21 protein-coding genes and 1 riboswitch are annotated in these 19,106 nt (G+C 64.3%); of the genes, 9 read left to right on the plus strand and 12 right to left on the minus strand.

The genetic code is table 11. From position 1 onward, the window contains the following. Nucleotides 1-273: 273 nt before the first annotated feature. From SB822_RS50860 to SB822_RS50870, 3 genes are all read right to left on the minus strand, one after another. Complete coding sequence (locus SB822_RS50860; RefSeq protein ID WP_410858332.1) at nucleotides 274-1,416, minus strand: CmpA/NrtA family ABC transporter substrate-binding protein; 1,143 nt, start codon at nucleotides 1,414-1,416, stop codon at nucleotides 274-276. A 10-nt stretch (nucleotides 1,417-1,426) separates the two neighbouring features. Beyond that, entirely contained in the window at nucleotides 1,427-2,002 is a 576-nt protein-coding gene (locus tag SB822_RS50865) for an ANTAR domain-containing response regulator (RefSeq protein WP_009769675.1), read from the minus strand. Nucleotides 2,003-2,322: 320 nt separating this feature from the next. After that, nucleotides 2,323-3,582 carry a cyanate transporter gene (locus SB822_RS50870; RefSeq protein ID WP_410858333.1) on the minus strand — a complete coding sequence of 420 codons (1,260 nt, stop codon included), beginning with the start codon at nucleotides 3,580-3,582 and terminating at the stop codon, nucleotides 2,323-2,325. Between the two features lie 177 nt (nucleotides 3,583-3,759). Here SB822_RS50870 and SB822_RS50875 point away from each other — a divergent pair, with 177 nt between their 5' ends. Continuing rightward, on the plus strand, nucleotides 3,760-4,467 hold the full coding sequence (locus SB822_RS50875) for a GntR family transcriptional regulator (protein WP_007743366.1): 708 nt from the start codon (nucleotides 3,760-3,762) through the stop codon (nucleotides 4,465-4,467). A gap of 124 nt (nucleotides 4,468-4,591) precedes the next feature. Here the strand turns inward: SB822_RS50875 and infA are convergent, their stop codons facing one another. The 3 genes from infA to SB822_RS50890 form a co-directional block, all read right to left on the minus strand. After that, a complete protein-coding gene (gene infA / locus SB822_RS50880) occupies nucleotides 4,592-4,855 on the minus strand; it encodes a translation initiation factor IF-1 (RefSeq protein ID WP_007743365.1) in 264 nt (87 codons plus the stop codon). A 128-nt stretch (nucleotides 4,856-4,983) separates the two neighbouring features. Next, a complete protein-coding gene (locus SB822_RS50885; protein ID WP_007743364.1) occupies nucleotides 4,984-5,271 on the minus strand; it encodes a hypothetical protein in 288 nt (95 codons plus the stop codon). Between the two features lie 513 nt (nucleotides 5,272-5,784). Then, nucleotides 5,785-6,003 carry a hypothetical protein gene (locus SB822_RS50890; protein ID WP_007743363.1) on the minus strand — a complete coding sequence of 73 codons (219 nt, stop codon included), beginning with the start codon at nucleotides 6,001-6,003 and terminating at the stop codon, nucleotides 5,785-5,787. A gap of 190 nt (nucleotides 6,004-6,193) precedes the next feature. Here SB822_RS50890 and SB822_RS50895 point away from each other — a divergent pair, with 190 nt between their 5' ends. Further along, on the plus strand, nucleotides 6,194-6,613 hold the full coding sequence (locus SB822_RS50895; RefSeq protein ID WP_410858334.1) for a hypothetical protein: 420 nt from the start codon (nucleotides 6,194-6,196) through the stop codon (nucleotides 6,611-6,613). Between the two features lie 15 nt (nucleotides 6,614-6,628). Here the strand turns inward: SB822_RS50895 and SB822_RS50900 are convergent, their stop codons facing one another. Then, entirely contained in the window at nucleotides 6,629-7,204 is a 576-nt protein-coding gene (locus SB822_RS50900; protein ID WP_410858335.1) for a histidine phosphatase family protein, read from the minus strand. 82 nt (nucleotides 7,205-7,286) lie between these two features. Then, nucleotides 7,287-7,375, plus strand: a riboswitch (cobalamin riboswitch). 63 nt (nucleotides 7,376-7,438) lie between these two features. Here SB822_RS50900 and SB822_RS50905 point away from each other — a divergent pair. Continuing rightward, nucleotides 7,439-7,663, plus strand: coding sequence for a CbtB domain-containing protein (locus SB822_RS50905; protein ID WP_007743360.1), 225 nt, complete (start codon nucleotides 7,439-7,441; stop codon nucleotides 7,661-7,663). A gap of 21 nt (nucleotides 7,664-7,684) precedes the next feature. Next, nucleotides 7,685-8,455, plus strand: coding sequence for a CbtA family protein (locus SB822_RS50910; protein ID WP_410858336.1), 771 nt, complete (start codon nucleotides 7,685-7,687; stop codon nucleotides 8,453-8,455). Here the strand turns inward: SB822_RS50910 and SB822_RS50915 are convergent. Then, nucleotides 8,446-9,396, minus strand: coding sequence for a LysR family transcriptional regulator (locus SB822_RS50915; protein ID WP_410858337.1), 951 nt, complete (start codon nucleotides 9,394-9,396; stop codon nucleotides 8,446-8,448). The two genes, SB822_RS50910 and SB822_RS50915, sit on opposite strands and share 10 nt — an antisense overlap. 107 nt (nucleotides 9,397-9,503) lie before the next feature. Between SB822_RS50915 and SB822_RS50920 the strand changes: the two genes are divergently transcribed. Together SB822_RS50920 and SB822_RS50925 are read left to right on the plus strand one after the other, a co-directional pair. Continuing rightward, complete coding sequence (locus SB822_RS50920; protein ID WP_009769669.1) at nucleotides 9,504-10,454, plus strand: AEC family transporter; 951 nt, start codon at nucleotides 9,504-9,506, stop codon at nucleotides 10,452-10,454. Nucleotides 10,455-10,633: 179 nt separating this feature from the next. After that, on the plus strand, nucleotides 10,634-12,181 hold the full coding sequence (locus tag SB822_RS50925; RefSeq protein ID WP_410858338.1) for a methyl-accepting chemotaxis protein: 1,548 nt from the start codon (nucleotides 10,634-10,636) through the stop codon (nucleotides 12,179-12,181). A gap of 861 nt (nucleotides 12,182-13,042) precedes the next feature. Here the strand turns inward: SB822_RS50925 and SB822_RS50930 are convergent. Beyond that, nucleotides 13,043-14,287, minus strand: coding sequence for an NAD(P)/FAD-dependent oxidoreductase (locus SB822_RS50930; protein ID WP_079489588.1), 1,245 nt, complete (start codon nucleotides 14,285-14,287; stop codon nucleotides 13,043-13,045). 135 nt (nucleotides 14,288-14,422) lie between these two features. After that, the gene (locus SB822_RS50935; RefSeq protein WP_007745783.1) at nucleotides 14,423-15,202 is read right to left on the minus strand and encodes an ABC transporter substrate-binding protein; all 780 of its coding nucleotides are present in this window, start codon (nucleotides 15,200-15,202) and stop codon (nucleotides 14,423-14,425) included. Nucleotides 15,203-15,537: 335 nt separating this feature from the next. On the opposite strand from SB822_RS50935, the gene SB822_RS50940 reads away from it, so the two are divergent. The 3 genes from SB822_RS50940 to SB822_RS50950 all read left to right on the plus strand — a co-directional run bounded on the left by SB822_RS50940 (nucleotide 15,538) and on the right by SB822_RS50950 (nucleotide 17,495). Next, a complete protein-coding gene (locus SB822_RS50940) occupies nucleotides 15,538-16,503 on the plus strand; it encodes an ornithine cyclodeaminase family protein (protein WP_410858339.1) in 966 nt (321 codons plus the stop codon). Between the two features lie 89 nt (nucleotides 16,504-16,592). After that, nucleotides 16,593-17,237, plus strand: a complete 645-nt coding sequence (locus SB822_RS50945; RefSeq protein ID WP_007745781.1) for a transcriptional regulator — start codon at nucleotides 16,593-16,595, stop codon at nucleotides 17,235-17,237. Between the two features lie 60 nt (nucleotides 17,238-17,297). Then, nucleotides 17,298-17,495 (plus strand): DUF1653 domain-containing protein, encoded by a 198-nt coding sequence (locus tag SB822_RS50950; RefSeq protein WP_007745778.1) that lies wholly within the window; start codon nucleotides 17,298-17,300, stop codon nucleotides 17,493-17,495. 10 nt (nucleotides 17,496-17,505) lie between these two features. Here SB822_RS50950 and SB822_RS50955 read toward each other — a convergent pair whose 3' ends face one another. Together SB822_RS50955 and SB822_RS50960 are read right to left on the minus strand one after the other, a co-directional pair. After that, nucleotides 17,506-17,880, minus strand: coding sequence for a 2Fe-2S iron-sulfur cluster-binding protein (locus SB822_RS50955; protein ID WP_410858340.1), 375 nt, complete (start codon nucleotides 17,878-17,880; stop codon nucleotides 17,506-17,508). Nucleotides 17,881-17,885: 5 nt separating this feature from the next. Continuing rightward, nucleotides 17,886-19,022, minus strand: coding sequence for a VIT1/CCC1 transporter family protein (locus SB822_RS50960; protein WP_079501758.1), 1,137 nt, complete (start codon nucleotides 19,020-19,022; stop codon nucleotides 17,886-17,888). Nucleotides 19,023-19,106 lie beyond the last annotated feature (84 nt).

Here is a 19,106-nt window from a genome sequence, read left to right on the forward strand (position 1 = left end):
GTCGTCTTGGGTTTGCGTGGCATACATGCTCCTTGAGCTACATGTTATGCCTTGAACACAAAATCTATGACAGGCCCACGCGTGAAGCACGAAGGCAAAGCGCGGATGCCAGCGCAGGCCCAAAACACCGACCGGCAACGCATGAAACACGAAGCCAAACCGCGGACGCCAGGGCAAAGACAAAAAATCAAACCGCTTGCACCGCGACGACGCCAACGCGAATGCCAGAGCAAGACCAAAAACCCCAACAGCGTCGCAGACAACAAAAAACCTTCAGGCCCTGATCGAAAACCCCTGCATATAAACCTGATCGGCCTTCCCATCCCAAACCCGCCCATCAATGAGCACCGCCGACGGCGTATCTGCATACACGCTCACACCAACATTGGCAGCCGCCTGGCAATACAGATCAACCTGATTAACCTCACCCGCAATCCGCGCAAAATCATCCCGCCACTCGGCCATCCCCCACCGCGCGTATTGCGCAAAAAACCATACCCCTTCCGCAGGATGCGGAAAATTCACCGCACCGTCAGCAAAAAACTTCACAGCCCGCCGCTTCTCATCAGAACCCGCAGCAATCAACCGTGGAGCAATCAACCCGGCGGGCACGCCAACAAACTCATCAGCAGCGAGCCGAGCCGAAATCTCCACCCGATGCACATCATCATCGAGCCATCGACACGCCTCGAGCATCGTCTGCACGAGCGCCCGCGCAGTATTTGGATACCGCGTAACAAAATCGCGCCGGCTCGCCAGCACCTTCTCGGGATGATCGGGCCACACCTCACTCGTATACGCAATCGTTCTGCCAACACCGCGCTCCTGCGCAACCGCATTCCACGGCTCGCCAACACACAGCCCGTCGAGCCGGTCCTGCGCAAGCGCATCGACCATCTGCGGCGGCGGAATCACCACTCCTTCGATATCGCGCAAAGGATGCACGCCCTGCGAAGCGAGCCAGTAATACAGCCACATCGCATGCGTGCCCGTTGGAAATGTCTGCGCGAACACGGGCTTGCGCCCGAGCGTCGCCAGCGCGGCAGGCAGCGTCTTGTGCTCGTCGAGCGCAGCAGCAAGACGGTTCGATACCGTGATCGCCTGGCCGTTGCGGTTCAGCACCATCAGCACGGCCATATCCGTTTGCGGGCCGCCGATGCCGAGCTGCACGCCATACACGAGGCCGTAAAGCGAATGCGCGGCGTCGAGATCGCCCGACAACAGCTTGTCGCGTATTGCGGCCCACGACGGCTGCTTCAGCAGTTCGATCGTCAGTCCGTGCGCATGGCCGAATTCGAGCAGCTTCGCGGCGACCAGCGGTGCGGCATCGCTGAGCGCGACGAACCCGAGGCGCAAGTGCGTCTTCTCGAGCTTGCCGGATTCGTCGGAGGAAGAGGTGTAGGCAGGTGAGTTCATGGGCAGCGCATCAATCTGGCAAGTCGGCTGCGGCGACGATCTGACGCGCGACTTCGGCGAGCTTCACGCCCTGGTTCATCGCGCGCTTGCGCATCGTCGCGTAGGCGGCATGTTCGGTCATCTTTTGAGAATCCATCAGCATCCGCTTCGCGCGGTCGATCAGCTTGCGCTCGGCCAGTTCGTTCTCGGCCTGCGCGAGTCGCTCGCGCAGTTGCGATTCCTGCGCGAAACGCGCCAGCGCCACTTCGAGAATCGGCGCGAGGCGTTCCGTCGCCAGACCTTCGACGAGATACGCCGTCACGCCCGCGCCGACGGCATCGCGTATCAGTTGCTGGTTTGCGTCGTTGCTGAACATCAGCACCGGGCGCGGCGCCGTCGCGTTCATCACGGCAAGCTGCTCCAGCGTGTCGCGCGAAGGCGATTCCGTGTCGACGATGATCACGTCGGGCCGTTCGCTCTCGACAGCTTTGTGCAGCGCTTGCGGCGACGCCGTGGCGGCGAGCATCTCGTAGCCGAGCCGCGCAAGCGTATCGCGCAACTCGCCGATGGGCTTGTCGGTATCGGTTACGAGCAAAACACGCAGCATGGATTGCCCGGTATGGAGTAGGGGGAGTTACGCAGCTTCATTCGTCGGATTGCGGGTTCTGCATCGCGCTTCGCGCCGGGTGACGGCAGCAGTCGCGTGTCTGCTCCGACCTGTCGGAGAGCGTGCGGTAACACTGCAACTTGTATGCCATCAATCGACAATCGCTGTCACGTTTGCTGCGCACAGCTTCGAGCCGTCACGCCAGCATGCCGCTGATGCACCGTGGCAGTGCGCGCCTCAGTGTGCTGCACCTGTTTGGCGCGAAGAAGTGAATGCGGAGCCTGTCGTGGATGACCTGCTCGCGTAGAGCGCTTAAGCGCTTACCGCGCGCCGAGCCAGCGTGCGTAACTGCGCGGCGAGAACGCGAAGGTCAAGGCGATCATTGCGGCGATGCAAGCCGCGAGCATGATCCACGCGGCCGTGAAGCTGCCCGTCAGATCGCGCAAGCGTCCGGCGATGATCGGCGAGATCGCCGCCACGATGAAACCGACGCCCTGCACGAACGCAACGAGCCTTCCGGCGAGGCGATGATCGTCGGCATGATCGAGTGCCGTCACGAGCGTCAGCGAGAACGTGCCGCCGAGTCCCGCGCCTGCAATCGCGACCCACGCGAGCGGCAGCGCATCCGGATACGCAAGCAGCCCGACTATCCCGATGAGTTGCGCGGACAGTCCGGCGACGAGCCACGACCGGCGGTCGCGGAACGACGCTGCCGCGAGCGGCAGCAGCAGCGCCGACGCCGCCTGGAAGACGGTCATCGCGGCGAGCAGCGAGCCGCTGTGCGCAACGCTCGCGCCGCGCTGCTGGTAGTAAGCGGGGAGCCACGCAACCAGGGTAGTGTAGCCGCCATTGACGAGGCCGAAGTGCAGGCCCAAGGCCCACGCGCGGCGCTTCTTCCAGATCGCCACAGGCGGGTGTGTCGGGCTCGCCGCAACGTGTGCGGAGGCTCGTCCATCGAACGCCGATACACGGCGTTGCAGCGCGAGCCAGCACACGCAGGCGAGCGCAGCGGGCACGGCCCACATCGCGAGGCCCGCGTGCCACGAACCGGATGCTTTCGCGACATAGGGGCTGAGACTCGCGCCCAGCCCGCCACCGCCCATGATCGACGCGGAGAACAGGCCCATCGCAAGCGGCACGCGCGCATGAAAGCGCTGCTTCATCACGCCCGGCAGCAGCGCCTGAATGACGGCGACGCCCATGCCCGCCACGAGCGCCGTCATCAGCAACGCCGTGCCGCTCGACGCCGCCAGACGCGCGCTGCACGCGACGGCAATCGCCAGCAGCCCCAGCGCGACGCCGCGCGCTTCGCCGGCCACGCGCGTCAGCAGGCCAGCGCCGAACGCGCCGAATCCCATGGCGACGACGGGCAGGCTCGTCAGCAGCGCGGCGCCCGAGAAACTGAGGCCCGTGGCCGCGCGGATCGTCGCCATCAACGGACTCACGGACGTTAGCAGCGGCCGCAGATTGACGCCGATCGCGACGATGACCGCGAGCCAGAGCCCGTCCTGCCACGATAGAGCCGTGGATGTCGTGCGACGCGCAATGCGCGGGGTATCGATGCCGGGAGTCTGGTTCACGGGGCGTCCTGCAGATGAGTCGAAAGCGTTTGGTTAACCATAATAACGTAAAATGGTTAACCATTAGACGCAAATCCGCTATCGCCGCTATTTGGCGGATGCTGTCGACGCTTCATGCGTGCAAGCCCGCGCGCCGCTAAAATACGGCCGCCGCCGCAACCTTCCCAATCGCAAAACATGGCCACACGCCCGAACACACCGCCGCCTGCCTCGGAAGAAGACAACGTCGAGGACCGCATCTACGCGTCGATCACCACGGCGCTGCTCGAAGGCCGCCTGCGCCCTGGCGCGCAACTCGTCGAGCGCGATCTCGCGGCCGCGTTCAACTGCACGCGCGGCGCGCTGCGCAAAGTGCTGGCGCGGCTCGGGTTCGAAGGCAAGCTGGTGCTGGAAGCGAATCGCGGCGCGTTCGTGCCGGCGCCGTCGGAAGAGGATGTGCGGCAGGTCTATCGTGCGCGGCAGATCGTCGAAGCCGGGATCGTCACCGTGCTATGCGGCGCGCTGTCGTCGCAGGACAGGCGCGTGCTGAAGGCACACATCGCAAGCGAGAAAAAGGCGCTGAAGGAAGGGCGTGTGGATGAGCAGGTGCGGCTCGCGGGACACTTTCATGTGCTGCTGACGCAGATTGCGGGGAGTGCGGAGTTGCAGGGTTTCGTCGCGCAGCTCGTTGCGAAGACGGAGCTGTACAAGGCGCTTTACGATCCGTCGAAAGGCACGACCTGCTCCGCCGACGAACACGCGCAGCTCATCGAGGCTCTGGATGATGGGGACTTGAGCGCGGCGCTCGAAGCGATGCGCGCGCATCTCGCGGAACTGGAAGAGCGCGTCGTGACGCGCATGCAGACCAGTGCGAGCGACGATCCGCGTGCGGTGTTTCGCGGATGAATCGATCGGCATGCGTTGCGCATGCCGCATCTTTTGCGGTGATCGACGACTGCCGTGTACGTCGATTCATCGGTTGCGTCGCGCCGGTTTCAAGCGCGGGACGCTTCAGTGGATTGCCGCTACATTAGCGGCGGCGCATTGGTGCGCTACGCGGGCCGCTGCTACGTTCGTCCTTGTGACGGAAATTGATGCGCCCTTTGGTCAGGTCATAGACCGACAGTTCGAGCGTGACGCGGTCGCCCGCGAGGATACGGATGTGATTCTTGCGCATGCGTCCCGACGCGTACGCGCCCACGACCACGCCGTTATCCAGCGTGACGCGATAGCGGCTATCGGGTAGTACTTCGTCGACGATGCCGTCCAGTTCAAGCAGTTCTTCTTTCGCCATGCATTACTCCTGGTCGATGAGGGAAGGGTGCCGCGCGCGGCGCGCAGCGTGACTTGCGCGGCAGCGCGAAGGCTGCCGCGGCGATGCGGGTGAGACAGTAATACACGCCTTTTGCGGCGCGCGTGTGATCAAAGGTCGGAGACGGTCTGTCCGTCGACCCGGCCGTCGATTACTTGTGCTGCATGCTCCATGCAGGCCATGCGTGCCTTGCCCGCGCCTTCGAACGGACGGAAATACGACAGGCGGAACACGCGGCCATCGGCGGCGGCGTTCGCGCCGACGCGGCAGATGCGAACCGACGCGTCGTAGCCGCTGTCGATCGAATTGCGGTGCGCCACGCCGTTCGCCGTACGGCGCGGATAGATCAGCGGATGAATTTCGTAGCCCTTGTAGGTCTTGGTGCTTTGAGTCGTCATATACAAAGTCCTGTGATGCGGCTGCCGGCGCGCGTCACTGCAACGGGCAGGCGCGGCGAATAGGCAGCGGGCGGCGCAGCGCCATCGGGCGCGCCGCAACGGAAAAAGTCTCGCGCGAGCCCTATGCGCTGGCTCGAACGCAACCGCGATCAACGCGGAACGGATGGAGAAAAATACGCTGATGCCGCGCGGGCAACGAACGTAGCGAATGTCACCCCGTCGGATTCAGGCGTGCAGCGCGTGGCCGGAGTGACGAAGACCGCCGGGTTGCCGCTGCATGGTGTTGCGCGATAACGGGACGGCTGGGATGCAATGCAATCAGTGCAACGCGGCGAAGACGAGAAGACGTTGACGCGTTACGGTGAAGAAGTGACGGGTGATGCGGGCAGAGCGCTGCGTTAAATATATTATGCCCTAAAAACAGGGCTTTGGGTAGCAGAAACTTTCTCCCGGCCGCTTTGATGGAGCATGCCCGTCTGGAGCGCGGCGCCCGTGCGTGGCCGCTGCGCGCGCTCAGTCCGTCGTCTGCGTCAGGCGTTTTTGCAGCTCGCGGCTGGCGGCGAGCGGTATGCGCGCGTCGTCCCACTTCGCGAGCCATTCGACTTCCTTCGACGTGAAAACCTGGCCGTGGTTGCGCAGCGCGTACTGCAGCGAGTCGATGATGTGATTGCGGATGATCTCGGGCGTGCGTGCATCGTCGAGCACGGTACGAAACGCTTCGAGCGTAGCCATCGGTTGCCTCTTTTCAGTGAACGCTTGTGAAAGACCTGACTCTTATCGCACATCAAAAAACACGGTGCCACGCGGTCAAAATTCATATCGCTTCACCTCAGCGGGCCGTGCTGGGTATGCGCTTTGCAACGCGCATGAGGCTCCATGAGGCTCGCCATTCCAGGCGATTCCAGACGACACGAGGTTCGCCATGACACTCAGAACAATCGCGCCGCTCGCGCTATGGACCGTCGCGCAACTGGCGATCGCGGCAACCGGCGATGCGTCCTGCGGCTTGCTGGCGGGCGCGGGTGGCGGGGCGGGCGTGTCGGGTGCATCGGGTGCGTCGAGCGTGTCGGCCGCGAGCGGCTTCGCGTTGCGCGACGGCGAGCCCGTCGATTTCATCGCGGGCGGCAAGACGGTGCCCGGCACGCTGCATGTGTTGAAGGACGGCGGCATCTATCGCGCGTACTGGCAGCCGCAAGGCCGCCCCGAGCGCTACGTGCTCGCGAACGCGGGCACGGATGCCGTGCGCCTGATCGCGACGCCGGCGCAGGGCACGCCCGCCAGCGACGGCATGCCGGGCACGACGCTCAATCCGCAGCAGGTGCTGTCGTGTCCGACGCTGTGAGCGCGCGTCGGCGTCTCAGGTTTGACGGTCAGGCGCTGGCCACCACGCCCAGCCACGCTCGCTACGTTGCAGTTCGACGACGGAAAGGGGCGGAACCTCGATGCGCGCGAATGTCGCGGACGGCGCTTGCAGCACATGCATGAGCGCCGCGCGGATCACGCTGGCATGGGTGACGGCGATGACCGTGCCGCGATGCTCGAACGCATCGAGCCAACTGCCGACGCGCAAGGTCAGCGCATCGAACGATTCGCCTCCATGCGGCGCGGATGACGGATCGCGCGTCCACGTGTCGAGCGCGTCCGTTTCTTCGTTCGCCACGTCGAGCAAACGGCGGCCACGCCAGCGGCCGAAATCGGCATCGGCGAGATCCGGCACGGCCTTCGCCACGAGTCCAAGCGCCTGCGCCGTTTCCAGCGCGCACGCAGCGGGGCTGCTGAGCGCCACATCGGTGTTCAGTAAGCCGGCATGCGATGCGCGGAACGCGGTGGCTTCTTCGACGGCGCGCGCATCGAGGGGATCGTCGGCGGGGAACGTGCCCTTGCGCTGCGCGGCCGTCGCCGGGTGGCTGATCAACAACAGGCGTGTGCGCATCGACGGCCTTGGGTCCGGGAAATGGGAAGAAAGAAGAGAGCGTTCCACAGTTTAGCCGTAGAATAGTCGCCACTCGAAGCGCGGAAGCCGGTGCAAGCCCGGCGCGGTCGCGCCACTGTAATCGGCAGCAAATGCGTACACAACAGGCTGTACACAAGCCGGAAGCCAGACCCAAGCTTCGACCTCTCTCATCATTCGACTATCGGGGCGCGTAACCCCCAGGAGATGTCCGTCATGAACGACGCTGTTCTCGACCAGGCCGGTCAGACCGATCAACCCGTCATCACCCCAATCCCGCTGCGTGAGCTGATGCCGTGGATCGTCTTCGGCGGTCTGCTGATGTTGCTTGCGCTCTATTTCGTCGGTGCTGAAGAAGGCGCGACGTCGCTGATTCCCGGCATGTACGTGCATGAATTCGTGCACGACGGCCGCCATCTGCTCGGCTTTCCTTGCCACTGATCGCGTAAGGGAGTCATCACCATGGTTGGTAAGTTGTTGATGCGAGGGATGCTCGCAGGCATCGTCGCGGGTCTGCTCACGTTCGCGTTCGCGCGGGTCGCAGGCGAGCCGCTCGTCGATACGGCGATCTCGTTCGAAGAAAAGATGCAAGCCGCGCACGATCACGGCGACGCGAGCGGCGGTCACGATCACGAAGAAGAGCTCGTCAGCCGCGGCACGCAGGCGGGCCTCGGTCTGCTGACGGGCGTCGTCGCCTATGGCATGGCGTTCGGCGGGCTGTTCGCGCTGACGTTCGCGTATCTGCACGGACGCGTCGGCCGGCTCGACGCGCGTGCGTTGTCGGCGTGGCTCGCTGTGGGCGCCTATGTCGCCGTCGTGCTGGTGCCGACCATCAAGTATCCGGCGAATCCGCCTTCCGTCGGCGACCCGGATACGATCGGCATGCGCACGGGGCTGTTCTTCCTGATGATCGTCACGTCGCTCGTCGTGATGGTGTTCTCGATGAAAGTCCGCAAGCACCTGATGCCGCGGCTCGGGTTGTGGAACGCGTCGATCGTGGGCGGCATCGTGTTCATCGCGATCATCGCCGCGATCCAGATCGCGCTGCCGACAGTCAACGAAGTGCCCGAAGCGTTCCCGGCCGTCGTGCTGTGGAAGTTCCGCTTCACGGCGCTCGGCATGCAGGCGATCATGTGGGCGACGATCGGCCTGTTGTTCGGCGCGCTGGTCGAGCGCAGCGAACGCATCGCGCGCGCGTCGGCTGCAGCGGCGCGCAACTCGGCTTATCTGTAACGCTGCTTTCCCGCGCCTGCGCTCGAATGCGCAGGCGCGCGGCTCTCTTCTCCGGTTCGTTCCGCTCGCCGCTTCCAGGCAATTTCCAGAAACCGCGCCAGACATGGGTTGCGGTTCAATGGCGACCAGACGAGCATCTGCGAAATCGTCGGCGCGTCGGCGAGCGGCCTGAACACCACGCCCGCCAGTTGCGCCTTGCGCATCGACTCCGGCACCAGCGCGATCCCGACGCCTTCGTCGACGAGACTCAACACCGTCTGCTGCAACTGGACCTCGAAGCGCACATCGGGCGCGAAGCCGCCTTGTGCGCAATGATCGACGATGGTCGCGCGCAGGCTCGGCGACACGGCTTCCGACGCCATCACGAACGGCTCGTGCGCGAGCTGGGCGATCTTCAGTTGACGTGCGCGGGCGAGCGGATGCTCGCGCGACAGCGCGACGCACAGCGGCTCAGTGAAGATCGCGCGGGTGTCGAGATCTTGGCTTTGAGCGCCGGGAAACATGATCGCGGCGTCGATCTGACCGCTCAGCACCTGCGACGCCAGATCGTTCGATACGACTTCGCGCAGGTTCAGCGACACGCCGGGCCAGGCATCGCCGTACGCGCGTGCATAGCTGGGCAGCACGCTGTACGCGGCGCACATCGTGAAGCCGATGGTCAACTGGCCGCTGTCGCCGACGGACGCCGCGCGGGCATTCTTCGCCGCCTGCTCGATCGACGCGAGAATCGCCTTCGCATCCTCGTAGAAGCGCTCGCCCGCTGCCGTGAGCGCGACGCTGCGCGGACTGCGCTCGATCAGCGTGACGCCGAGCGCCGTTTCGAGCGCGGCCAGTTGCCGGCTCAGCGGTGGCTGCGACAGGTTCAGCCGCGCGGCCGCGCGCCCGAAATGGCGCGTTTCGGCGAGCGTGACGAAGTAGCGAAGCGGCTTGACGTCGAGCATGATGCAAAAAAAGTATCGTCGAGGGTTTGAATCGGCATTGGATTGTATAGGTGTAAACGCTTACCCTTGCGCGTTTCCGTCCTCTTCACCTTCGTTGCCGCAACTTCATGCTGTCCACGCTCGAAATCCTGCTGCCTGTCTTCGCGCTGATCTTCGCGGGCTTTTTCTGCCGCCGCCGCAACCTGCTCGGCCCCACGGCCGCTTCCGAACTGAACCGCTTCGTCGTGTGGCTCGCGCTGCCCGCGCTGCTGTTCGACACGATGGCCCATTCGACCTGGCATCAGCTCGATCAGCCCGCCTTCATCGCGACGTTCTCGATTGCCTGCGCGGGCGTGTTCGTGGTCGTGCTGCTGGCGCGGCTCGCGAGCGGACGGCATCTTGCCGATGCAAGCGTCGACGCGATTGCGGCGTCGTATCCGAACACGGGCTACATCGGCTTTCCGCTCGGACTGCTCGCGTTCGGCAACGCGAGCCTCACGCCGACCACCATCGCGACGATCATCGTCGCCTGTGTGCTGTTCGCGCTCGCGATCGTGCTGATCGAGATCGGCTTGCAGACCGAGCGCACGCCGCACAAGCTCGGCGCGAAAGTGGTGTGGCGGCTGTTGAGGAATCCGCTGATCGCGTCGCCGATCCTCGGTGTGCTGGCGGCGAGCGCGGATGTGACGCTGCCGCATAGCGTCGAGACCTTCCTGAAACTGCTGAGCGGCGCGGCGAGCCCGTGCGCGCTGGTGAGCCTCGGGCTGTTCCTCGCGGAAAAGCGCACGCCGGCGGAGCAAGCGGCCGAGCCGGTCACGTCGTTCGTGCTGACGGCCATCAAGCTGATCGCGCAGCCTGCGCTCGCATGGTGGATCGCCGCACGCGTGTTCGCGCTGCCTGTGCCGATGGTCGACATGGCCGTGCTGCTCGCCGCGCTGCCGACGGGCACAGGTCCTTACATGCTTGCCGAGTTCTATGAACGCGAGGCGCACATCACGTCGCAGACCATTCTGCTGTCGACGCTCGGGTCGCTCGTTTCGCTGTCGCTGCTGCTGTTCTATATGCACGCGCCGGGGTGATGGCGGCCGGTTGATCCGTTGTCGCGGGCTCGCGACGCGCGCTGAATGAGCAGTGGTCTGCTCATTTTTTTCGCCTTACACTCGCCTCAAGTTCCATATAAGGATATATGTTTTATATATGGAACAAAAAGCAACCGACTCATCGGCGAAAACAGAAAGACAGCGAGAGACCAGACAATATGAAGAGCTTGACCATCAACGCCCGGATCGCGACGACGATCGCGTTCCTCGGCGTGCTGCTGATCGCGACGGGCGCGCTCGGCATCTTCGGCATGGCGAAAAGCAACCAGGCGCAGCGCGACGGGTATGAGGTCAATTTCGCGTCGGTGGTTGCGCTGGGCCGCTCGGGGACGGCGATGTCGCGGGCGCGCTTCGGCCTCGACTGGGCGATGAGCAATCCGCACTCGCCGCAGCTCGGCGAGCAGTTGAACCGCGCGAAGCGTCTGCTCGGCGACGCCGACAAGGCATGGGCCGACTTCCGCGCGCTGCCGAAGACGCCGGAGTTGCAAATCCTCACCGACGATCTCGACGCCAAACGCACGGCCGTCCTGCGCGACGGCATCGACCAGTTGATTCAGGCGATCGGCAGCGGCGACACGAGCTGGATGGACGAGAGCCGCGTGAATCATCTGATCGGCTTGTACTCGGCGATGAATGCCAGCCAGGGCGCGCTGGAAAAGTATCTCGACGACGCCGCCCAGGCCGCCGCCGACCATTCTTCCGCGACGTTCCGCACGCTGCTGACGGCGTGCATCGCGAGCATCGCCGTCGGGCTGGGCGTCGCGTTCCTCAGCTGGCGCGCGCTGCGCCGCGCGATCATGTCGCCGATGCGCGACGCGCTCGGCCAGTTCGACGCGATCGCATCGGGCGAACTGCGCACGCGTGTCGAGATACGTTCCGAGGACGAAATGGGCACGTTGCTGCACGGCCTCGCGACGATGCAGGACAAGCTCGGCGCGACGATCACGACGGTGCGCAAGGGTTCCGATTCGATCGCAGCCGCGACGCAGCAGATCGCGGCGGGCAACCTCGATTTGTCGCAGCGCACGGAGGAGCAGGCCGCGTCGCTCGAACAGACGGCTGCGGCGATGGACGAGCTGACGTCGACCGTGCAACTGAACGCCGAGAACGCGCAGCACGCGAGCAAGCTGGCCGAAGACGCGTCGTCGATGACGGCGCATGGGCGCGAAGCGGTCGGCAGCCTCGTCGAGACGATGCATCTGATTGACGCCGGCTCGTCGAAGATGACGGGCATTATCACGGCGATCGAAGGGATCGCGTTTCAGACCAATATTCTGGCGCTGAACGCGGCCGTCGAGGCGGCACGCGCGGGTGAGGAAGGGCGCGGCTTCGCGGTCGTCGCGGGCGAGGTGCGCAGCCTCGCGCAACGCTCGGCTGCGGCGGCGAAAGAGATCGGCTTGCTGATCGCGGATTCGACGGCGCGCGTCGCGCACGGTGCGCAGATTGCGACGGGCGCGGGCGATACCATTCGCGATATCGAGACCGCGATTTCTCGGGTCGCGAAGATCGTGGGCGAGATTGCGACGGCGTCGCAGCAGCAAAGTGATGGCATTAAGGAAGTGAGCCTCGCCGTGACGCAGATGGATGAAGTGACGCAGCAGAATGCGGCACTGGTCGAGGAGAACGCGGCGACGGCGGCCGCGCTTGCGGATGAGGCGAAGCGGTTGAGTGAGTTGACGGCGGCGTTCAGGGTAGATGTGGTCTGAAGGCTCAGATGAACAGGTGGTGTGCTTGTTTTTTTTGCTGGCATCCGCGATTTGCCTTCGTGGCGCGCGCGGTTTGGTTTGCTTGTGTTTTCGCTGGCATCCGCGTATTGCCTTCGTGCTTCAAGCGTCGCCCCTGTGCGGGGCGGCACCTACTTTTCTTTGCCGCCGCAAAGAAAAGTAGGCAAAAGAAAGCGGCTCACACCGCCAACATTTCTTCTTGCCTGAGGGCCCCTACAGGGTCTTACACTTCACACGGCAGCCTTTCTGTTTGCGTGCGTTGCCAACGCTTTGAATGTGCGTCTCACCCGCTTCAAACACCCGTACTAGGGCTCACGGCAGCGAACGGTATGTGCCGCCCAGGTGGCAAACTGTGTGTAGGTTGTCGCGTCGTATAGCTCGGCGCTCTTACATCGAGGCGTGCGCTATCGGTCCGAAGTGATGCGTGTGGAGCACAAGGGGCCTACACACAGTTTGCCACCTGGGCGGCCGTGGACTACCTGGCACGGCATGATGCAGCGCGGGTGCGTGAAGCGGGTGAGGCGCACCGCAAGAGCGCTGGCAACGGCCATGGGTCACGTGATTGCCGTGTGAAGCGTAAGACCCTGTGGGGGCCCTCAGGCAAACACAAGAACTGGCGGTGTTAGCCGCTTTCTTTTGCCTACTTTTCTTTGCGGCGGCAAAGAAAAGTAGGTGCCGCCCCGCACAGGGGCGACGCGTGAAGCACGCTAACAAATCGCGGATGCCAGCGAAAACCCATAAAAACCAAACCGCCCGCGCCACGAAGGCAAATCGCGGATGCCAGCAAAAAACCACAACGCGGATGCCGACGCAAAGGCCGAAACACCAAAACCGAACCGCCCCTCACCCAAACCTCTCCACCCGAAACGGCCTCGGATCCGCAAACGGCGTCTCGCCCGTCATCATCTCCGCGAGCAGCCGCCCGGTAACAGGCCCAAGCGTCAGCCCATGATGGTTATGCCCAAACGCGAACCACAGCCCACGATGACGCGGCGCCGGCCCGATCACAGGCCGCATATCCGGCGTGCAAGGCCGCATGCCGAGCCACGGCTTGTCATCGACGCGCTCACCCAGCCCAAACGTCACACGCGCGAGCGGCTCGACGCGTTCGAGCTGGATGCCCGTCGGCGGCGCGCCGCGCTCCGCGATCTCGACGCCCGTCGTCAGGCGCAGGCGATTACCTTCCATCGGCGCGATCACATAGCCGCGTTCCGTATCGACGATCGGCACGGACAGCATCTGCCGCGCCGGCCGATAGTGCATGTGATAGCCGCGCTTCGCGCGCAGCGGAATGCGATAGCCGAGCGGCTCGAACACGGTATCGGACCAGGGCCCGAGCGCGAGCACGACTTCTTTCGCGCTGACCGTGCCGTGTTGCGTCTCGACGGTCCACGCATCGCCCGAGGACCGCAAGGTCGCCGCATCGCCATTGACGAAAGTCCCGCCGTTCGCCTCAAAAAGCCGCGCATAGCCTTTCACCAGCGCGCCCGGATTGAGCACGCTCTTCGGGTCCTTCCAGTGAATCGCGCCGCAGATGCCTTCGCCCACCGACGGCTCTTGCGCATGCAGCGCAGCCGCGTCGAGCACGCTCACGTGCAGTCCATGCTCGCGGATCGCATCTTCCGATGCTCTTGCTTCGCTATCGAACGCGGCGCGCGTGCGGAACGCCTCGATCCAGCCGCCGTCGTGCACGAGCTGGCCGACACCCGCGCGCGCGATCAGCTTGTCGTGTTCATCGACACATGCGCCGATCAACGGCATCAGGTCGCGCGCGGCAGTGGCGAGCCGCTGCGGCGACGATTCCCACCAGAAGCGCGCGAGCCACGCCGCGTAAGCGGGGAGCGCCTTGTAGTCCCAGTAGAGATCGGTCGACTGGTTGCGCGCGTAGCGCAGCAGCGTGCCAAGCTTGCGCGGAAAGCCGTACGGCACGAGCGACGAGCGCTCGATCAGCCCCGCGTTGCCGAAGCTCGTCTCCTCGCCGGGCGCGCGCCGGTCGACCAGCGCGACGCGCCGCCCGCGATCCTGCAGATGCAATGCCGACGACACGCCGACGATGCCCGCGCCCAGCACGATGACGTCGAAATCCATAACGATTGAAATGATGTTGAGTGATGCGTCAGAAGCGCAACGAGCGCGTGTCGCCACGCGCTCGCGCATCGGATCGACGGGGGCCGCCTTCGGTGCGGCCGGCTTCGACGCTGCCGGCTTCGGCTCAGCAGCGTATCACTTCGCGATGATGTCGCGCTTGAAGTACTTCTGCGACAGCGCTGTCAGCGTGCCGTCCTTCTTCAGTTCGGCGAGCGCGGCATCGACTTTCGCCTGCAGCGCCTTGTCGCCCTTGCGCAGACCGAAGCCCGTGCCTTCGCCGAGCGTCGACGGATCTTTCAGCGGCTCGCCGACCATGGCGAAGCCCGCGCCCGCCGGCTTGCTCAGGAAACCATCTTGCGCCGTCTGCGCTTCCTGCACGGCGGCGTCCAGACGTCCCGCGGTGAGGTCCGCGTACACCTGATCCTGGTCCTGATACGACACAATCTGCACGCCCGCATTCGCCCAGTGCTTCTTCAGGAAGTCTTCCTGCGACGAGCCTTGCAGCACGCCGACGTGCTTGCCTTGCAGGCTCTTCACGTCCGGCAGCAGATTGGAGCCGCGCTTCGCGATCATCACGATGGGCACGACGTAAATGGGCGGCGTAAACGCGATGCTTTCCTTGCGCTTGGCCGTGATGTTCATCGCCGAGTTGATCACGTCGAACTTGCGCGCCTGCAACGCGGGAATCAGCCCGTCGAATGCGTTCTCGACCCACACGCATTTCACCTTCATCTTCGCGCAGACCGCGTTGCCGACCTCCACATCGAAGCCTTCGAGCTGGCCCGACGCGGTCTTGCTTTCGAACGGAGGGTAGGCGGCTTCGATGCCGAAGCGCAACGTGTCGGACGATTGCGCACAGGCGGCGCCCGCCGTCATGGCAAGGACGGCGGCGGCGAAGGAGAGCTTCAGGTTCATGACGGTTCCTGTCGTTGATGATCGGACCACGCGCGACTAGCGGCGGTGCAGTTGAAATATAGACTGAAAGTCCAGTATGGACTATAGGGAATACGATAGTCCAGTGATCAAAAATACCGTTCTATTTGTTACGGAGCCTTGCACAGAAAGGGCGAGAGCCGCGAAAAATCTATCTATACCGGTCACCTTGCGCACGCTGCACACGTCCAAAACGAGACTTTTCTGTCCAAATTGGCAAAGTCTCAAGTAGACTATAAGTCTACGTTTCGGTCGGATCGTCGATCGGAAAGGAATTGCAATTGACGCATCACGCGTCGACTGAGGAGATGATTTCGATGATGACCGCCTTGCCACTTGCCGTTGACGAACAGGCCGTCCGTGCCGCGCTGCCCGCGCTCGACGTGCGCCGCGCGCTGACCTCGATGTTTCGCGCGCTCGCTTCCGCCGATGCGGTGCAGCCGCCGCAAACGCTGACGCTGTTCCCGAACGGCGCCGGCGACTTCATTACCTATCTTGGCGTGCTCGCCGACGCGAAGGTGTTCGGCGCGAAGCTGTCGCCGTATATCGTGACGGGCAGCAAGCCGGTCATCACCGCCTGGACCGCGCTGATGTCGATGGAAACGGGCCAGCCGCTGATGTGGTGCGACGCCGGTCTGCTCACCACCGAGCGCACGGCGGGCACCACGGCGCTCGCCGTCGACCAGCTTGCGCGTACCGATGCGAAGCGGCTTGCGATCATCGGCGCAGGCGCGGTTGGCCTCGCGCATCTGCGGCATGTCGCGCCGCTGCGCGCGTGGGAATCGATTCGCGTGTATTCGCCCGATCTCGCCGCCAGCGACGCGAAGCGCGCCGCCGTCCAAGCCGCCGATGCGCGTGCCGAAGCCAGCACGAGCATCGAAGCGTGCGTGAAGGATGCGGACGTGGTGATGCTGTGCACGTCGTCGGGCACGCCCGTGCTGCCGCGCGACGCACTGACGAAGCCCGCGCTTATCACGTCGATCAGCACGAATGCCGTGAACGCGCACGAAATCGATCCGGCGTGGCTGCCGGAGATGGACGTCTACTGCGACTATCGCGCGACGACGCCCGCGAGCGCCGGTGAGATGAAGCTCGCCGCGCAGCACGGCTGGTCGCCGCAGAAAGTAAAGGGCGATCTGCCGTCGCTGCTGGCGGGCACGTGCGAGAAGCCCGCGTACGCGCGGCACGCGTTCTTCCGCTCGATCGGCCTCGGCCTCGAAGACGTCGCGATCGCCAGCGAGCTCTACCGCCATCTGACGGATCGTGGAGACCAGGCACAATAGCTACAATGGCGATCAGCCGCCGCTGCGGGTCGAGCGTAACAACCGCAGCGGCATCATGAATATCCCGCGAAGACTGCCCCTGCCCGCCGATGCGCAAGAAGAATACGTCCCCCGTCAAGGATCTGCTGCTGACCCGCTATGCGCCCATCGCGGACGGCATCGCCGCACTGTTCTTCCCGTACGCGGAAGTCGTGATCCACGATCTGCATGATCAGACCGTGCTGTATCTCGCGAACAATCTGTCGAAGCGGGAAATCGGCGACGATTCCGCGCTCGAGGAAACCGAGCATTCGGCGCGCGAGCGCGTGATCGGCCCGTACGAGAAGCTCAACTGGGACGGCCGCCGGATGCGCTGCGTGAGCAACGTGCTATTCGACGACAACGGGCAGCCGGCGGGCATGCTGTGCATCAATTTCAACATCGCCGTGTTCGACGACGTGCGCTCGACACTCGATCTGTTCATCAAGGGCGCGGGCGTCGTTGCGCAGCCGGAAGAGCTGTTCCGCGACGACTGGCAGGAGCGCATCAACACGTTCCTTCACGGATGGCTGCGCGAGCGGCAGGTCGGTCTCAACGGACTCACGCGCGAGCACCGGCGCGAACTGGTCGAAGCGCTCTATGCGGAAGGCGCGTTTCGCGGCAAGAGCTCGGCGAACTATGTCGCGAACGTGCTTGGCATGGGGCGTGCAACAGTCTATAAGCACCTGAAGCAGATGAAAGAGGGCGCGAGTTGACGCGTGCGGCTGCGTGCCTCGCGCTGCTTTGTCCAATCATGCATCTGTGAGGAAACGACTGTGACCGTACGTTATCGACACTACAAGGGCGGCATTTACGAGTTCATCTGCGAGGCGACACTCGAATCGGACCCGAGCGTCACGATGATCGTCTATCGCGCCGACAACGGCACCATCTGGACGCGGCCGGCGTCGGTATTCTTCGAGATGATCGAGCACGAAGGGCAGACCGTGCCGCGTTTTGCACCCATCAACTAGCGCCGCTAGACTAGAACCGCCTGATGGGCGGCGTAGCCGGCGTGGATGGAATGTCGGCGGCGTCGGGCGCGTCGAGCACCAGATCGCTCTGTGCGACGGCCACGCACGGCAGGATGTAGCCCTGCGTCTTTTCTTCGGCGCTGACGCCGGGCCATTCGACCGTGTAGCGCACGCTGCCTGATACCAGCCGGCACAGGCATGTCCGGCAGGTGCCGTTGCGGCACATGCGCGGCAGATGCAGATTCGCGAAACCCGCGGCTTCGAGAACGGTGAGCGATTCGGGCGCATCGAACGTGCGGCCGAGCGGCTCGACATGCACCGTGAAGGTCCGTTCCTCATTCGATTCATGCAGCGGCGCGCTGCGGGGCGGTTCTTCGCTGGACATCGCGCTCACGAAATGGATACGCCCAGAAGCCGCCCGACACCGAACGTGAAGGCGGCCGCGATCAACCCGATCACGATCTGACGGAAGGCCGAGAACGCGGCGCCGCGTCCGTTGAAGAGCGATGTGAAGACGCCGACAGCGGCGAGGCCGAATGCGCTCAACGCGACGCACTGCGCGATTGCCGCTGTGCCGTGCGTCCACAGAAAGGGCATCGCCGGAAAAATCGCGCCCAGCGAGAACAGACAGAACGACACGCCCGCTGCCGTCCACGGATTGCCACCCAGTTCCGCTGGATCGAGGCCGAGTTCTTCGCGCGTCAGCGTGTCGAGCGCTTTCTGCTTGTCTCGCATGATCTGCGCGGCGACGCGCTTCGCTTCGTCGGCATCGATTCCCTTCGACTGGAAGATCAGCGCCAGTTCGTGCTGCTCGGCCTCGGGCGTGTGCTCGATTTCGTCGGCCTCTTTCGCGATTTGCGTGCGCGCGAGTTCGCGCGCATTCGTCACCGACAGCCACTCGCCGAGCGCCATCGAGCACGCGCCGGCGATCAGCCCGGCCAGCCCCGTCAACAGGATTGCCTTGTTGCCCGTGCCCGCGCCCGCGACGCCCATGATCAGGCAGAAGTTCGACACCAGACCGTCGTTCGCGCCGAGCACGGCCGCGCGCAGGTCGTTGCCCGACGTCACGTTCCTGTGCCACGACTCGGCGGCCGCGATCTGCGCGCCTTTCGACGGCAGGGCTTTCTGAGCTTTGACGTCGGCGACCATCTGTTGCATCACGGCGGCATGATGCTGCTCGTCCTTCGATAGCTGCGCGGCGTCGGGCTGGTTCGCGTACTTGTCGCGGTCCGCATATTCGGCGGCGGCGAGCGACGGCAGCACGAATTTCGGCCCGAGCGTATGAATCAGGCCGCGCATCAGATGCGTCTTGACGCTGTAGCGGTGCGGCGGCACGCGCGCGCCGTTCGCGTGCAGCTTGTTCGCCCAGAGGTTCGCGTGCACACGCTCCGCGCTCGCGAGCTGCGTGAACAGCGTGCGGCGCTGCGGATCTTTTTCGACGCGCGACAGCGTTTCGTACAGCGCGGCGCTGTCGAGTTCGTCGGCGAGGTTCGTGCGATAGCGTTTGAGTTCGTGCCGGGTGGCCATCCGTCGATGCGCGACCGGAGTCGGTCGGTATTTGGTGGGGTCAGGACGAAGCTTAACGCAGCGCGGGTCGGCGCGCTGCGGGCA

The sequence above is a fragment of the Paraburkholderia sp. SIMBA_054 genome (genome assembly GCF_046534875.1).
GTDB lineage: Bacteria > Pseudomonadota > Gammaproteobacteria > Burkholderiales > Burkholderiaceae > Paraburkholderia > Paraburkholderia hospita.

Coding starts and splice junctions, on each gene's coding strand:
- SB822_RS50945 (WP_007745781.1), top strand. CDS start 16,593: ATGCGCAAGAAGAATACGTCCCCCGTCAAGGATCTGCTGCTGACCCGC.
- SB822_RS50940 (WP_410858339.1), top strand. CDS start 15,538: ATGATGACCGCCTTGCCACTTGCCGTTGACGAACAGGCCGTCCGTGCC.
- SB822_RS50955 (WP_410858340.1), bottom strand. CDS start 17,880: ATGTCCAGCGAAGAACCGCCCCGCAGCGCGCCGCTGCATGAATCGAAT.
- SB822_RS50905 (WP_007743360.1), top strand. CDS start 7,439: ATGAACGACGCTGTTCTCGACCAGGCCGGTCAGACCGATCAACCCGTC.
- SB822_RS50865 (WP_009769675.1), bottom strand. CDS start 2,002: ATGCTGCGTGTTTTGCTCGTAACCGATACCGACAAGCCCATCGGCGAG.
- SB822_RS50935 (WP_007745783.1), bottom strand. CDS start 15,202: ATGAACCTGAAGCTCTCCTTCGCCGCCGCCGTCCTTGCCATGACGGCG.
- SB822_RS50960 (WP_079501758.1), bottom strand. CDS start 19,022: ATGGCCACCCGGCACGAACTCAAACGCTATCGCACGAACCTCGCCGAC.
- SB822_RS50920 (WP_009769669.1), top strand. CDS start 9,504: ATGCTGTCCACGCTCGAAATCCTGCTGCCTGTCTTCGCGCTGATCTTC.
- SB822_RS50895 (WP_410858334.1), top strand. CDS start 6,194: ATGACACTCAGAACAATCGCGCCGCTCGCGCTATGGACCGTCGCGCAA.
- SB822_RS50915 (WP_410858337.1), bottom strand. CDS start 9,396: ATGCTCGACGTCAAGCCGCTTCGCTACTTCGTCACGCTCGCCGAAACG.
- SB822_RS50890 (WP_007743363.1), bottom strand. CDS start 6,003: ATGGCTACGCTCGAAGCGTTTCGTACCGTGCTCGACGATGCACGCACG.
- SB822_RS50910 (WP_410858336.1), top strand. CDS start 7,685: ATGGTTGGTAAGTTGTTGATGCGAGGGATGCTCGCAGGCATCGTCGCG.
- SB822_RS50930 (WP_079489588.1), bottom strand. CDS start 14,287: ATGGATTTCGACGTCATCGTGCTGGGCGCGGGCATCGTCGGCGTGTCG.
- SB822_RS50860 (WP_410858332.1), bottom strand. CDS start 1,416: ATGAACTCACCTGCCTACACCTCTTCCTCCGACGAATCCGGCAAGCTC.
- SB822_RS50885 (WP_007743364.1), bottom strand. CDS start 5,271: ATGACGACTCAAAGCACCAAGACCTACAAGGGCTACGAAATTCATCCG.
- SB822_RS50875 (WP_007743366.1), top strand. CDS start 3,760: ATGGCCACACGCCCGAACACACCGCCGCCTGCCTCGGAAGAAGACAAC.
- infA (WP_007743365.1), bottom strand. CDS start 4,855: ATGGCGAAAGAAGAACTGCTTGAACTGGACGGCATCGTCGACGAAGTA.
- SB822_RS50900 (WP_410858335.1), bottom strand. CDS start 7,204: ATGCGCACACGCCTGTTGTTGATCAGCCACCCGGCGACGGCCGCGCAG.
- SB822_RS50925 (WP_410858338.1), top strand. CDS start 10,634: ATGAAGAGCTTGACCATCAACGCCCGGATCGCGACGACGATCGCGTTC.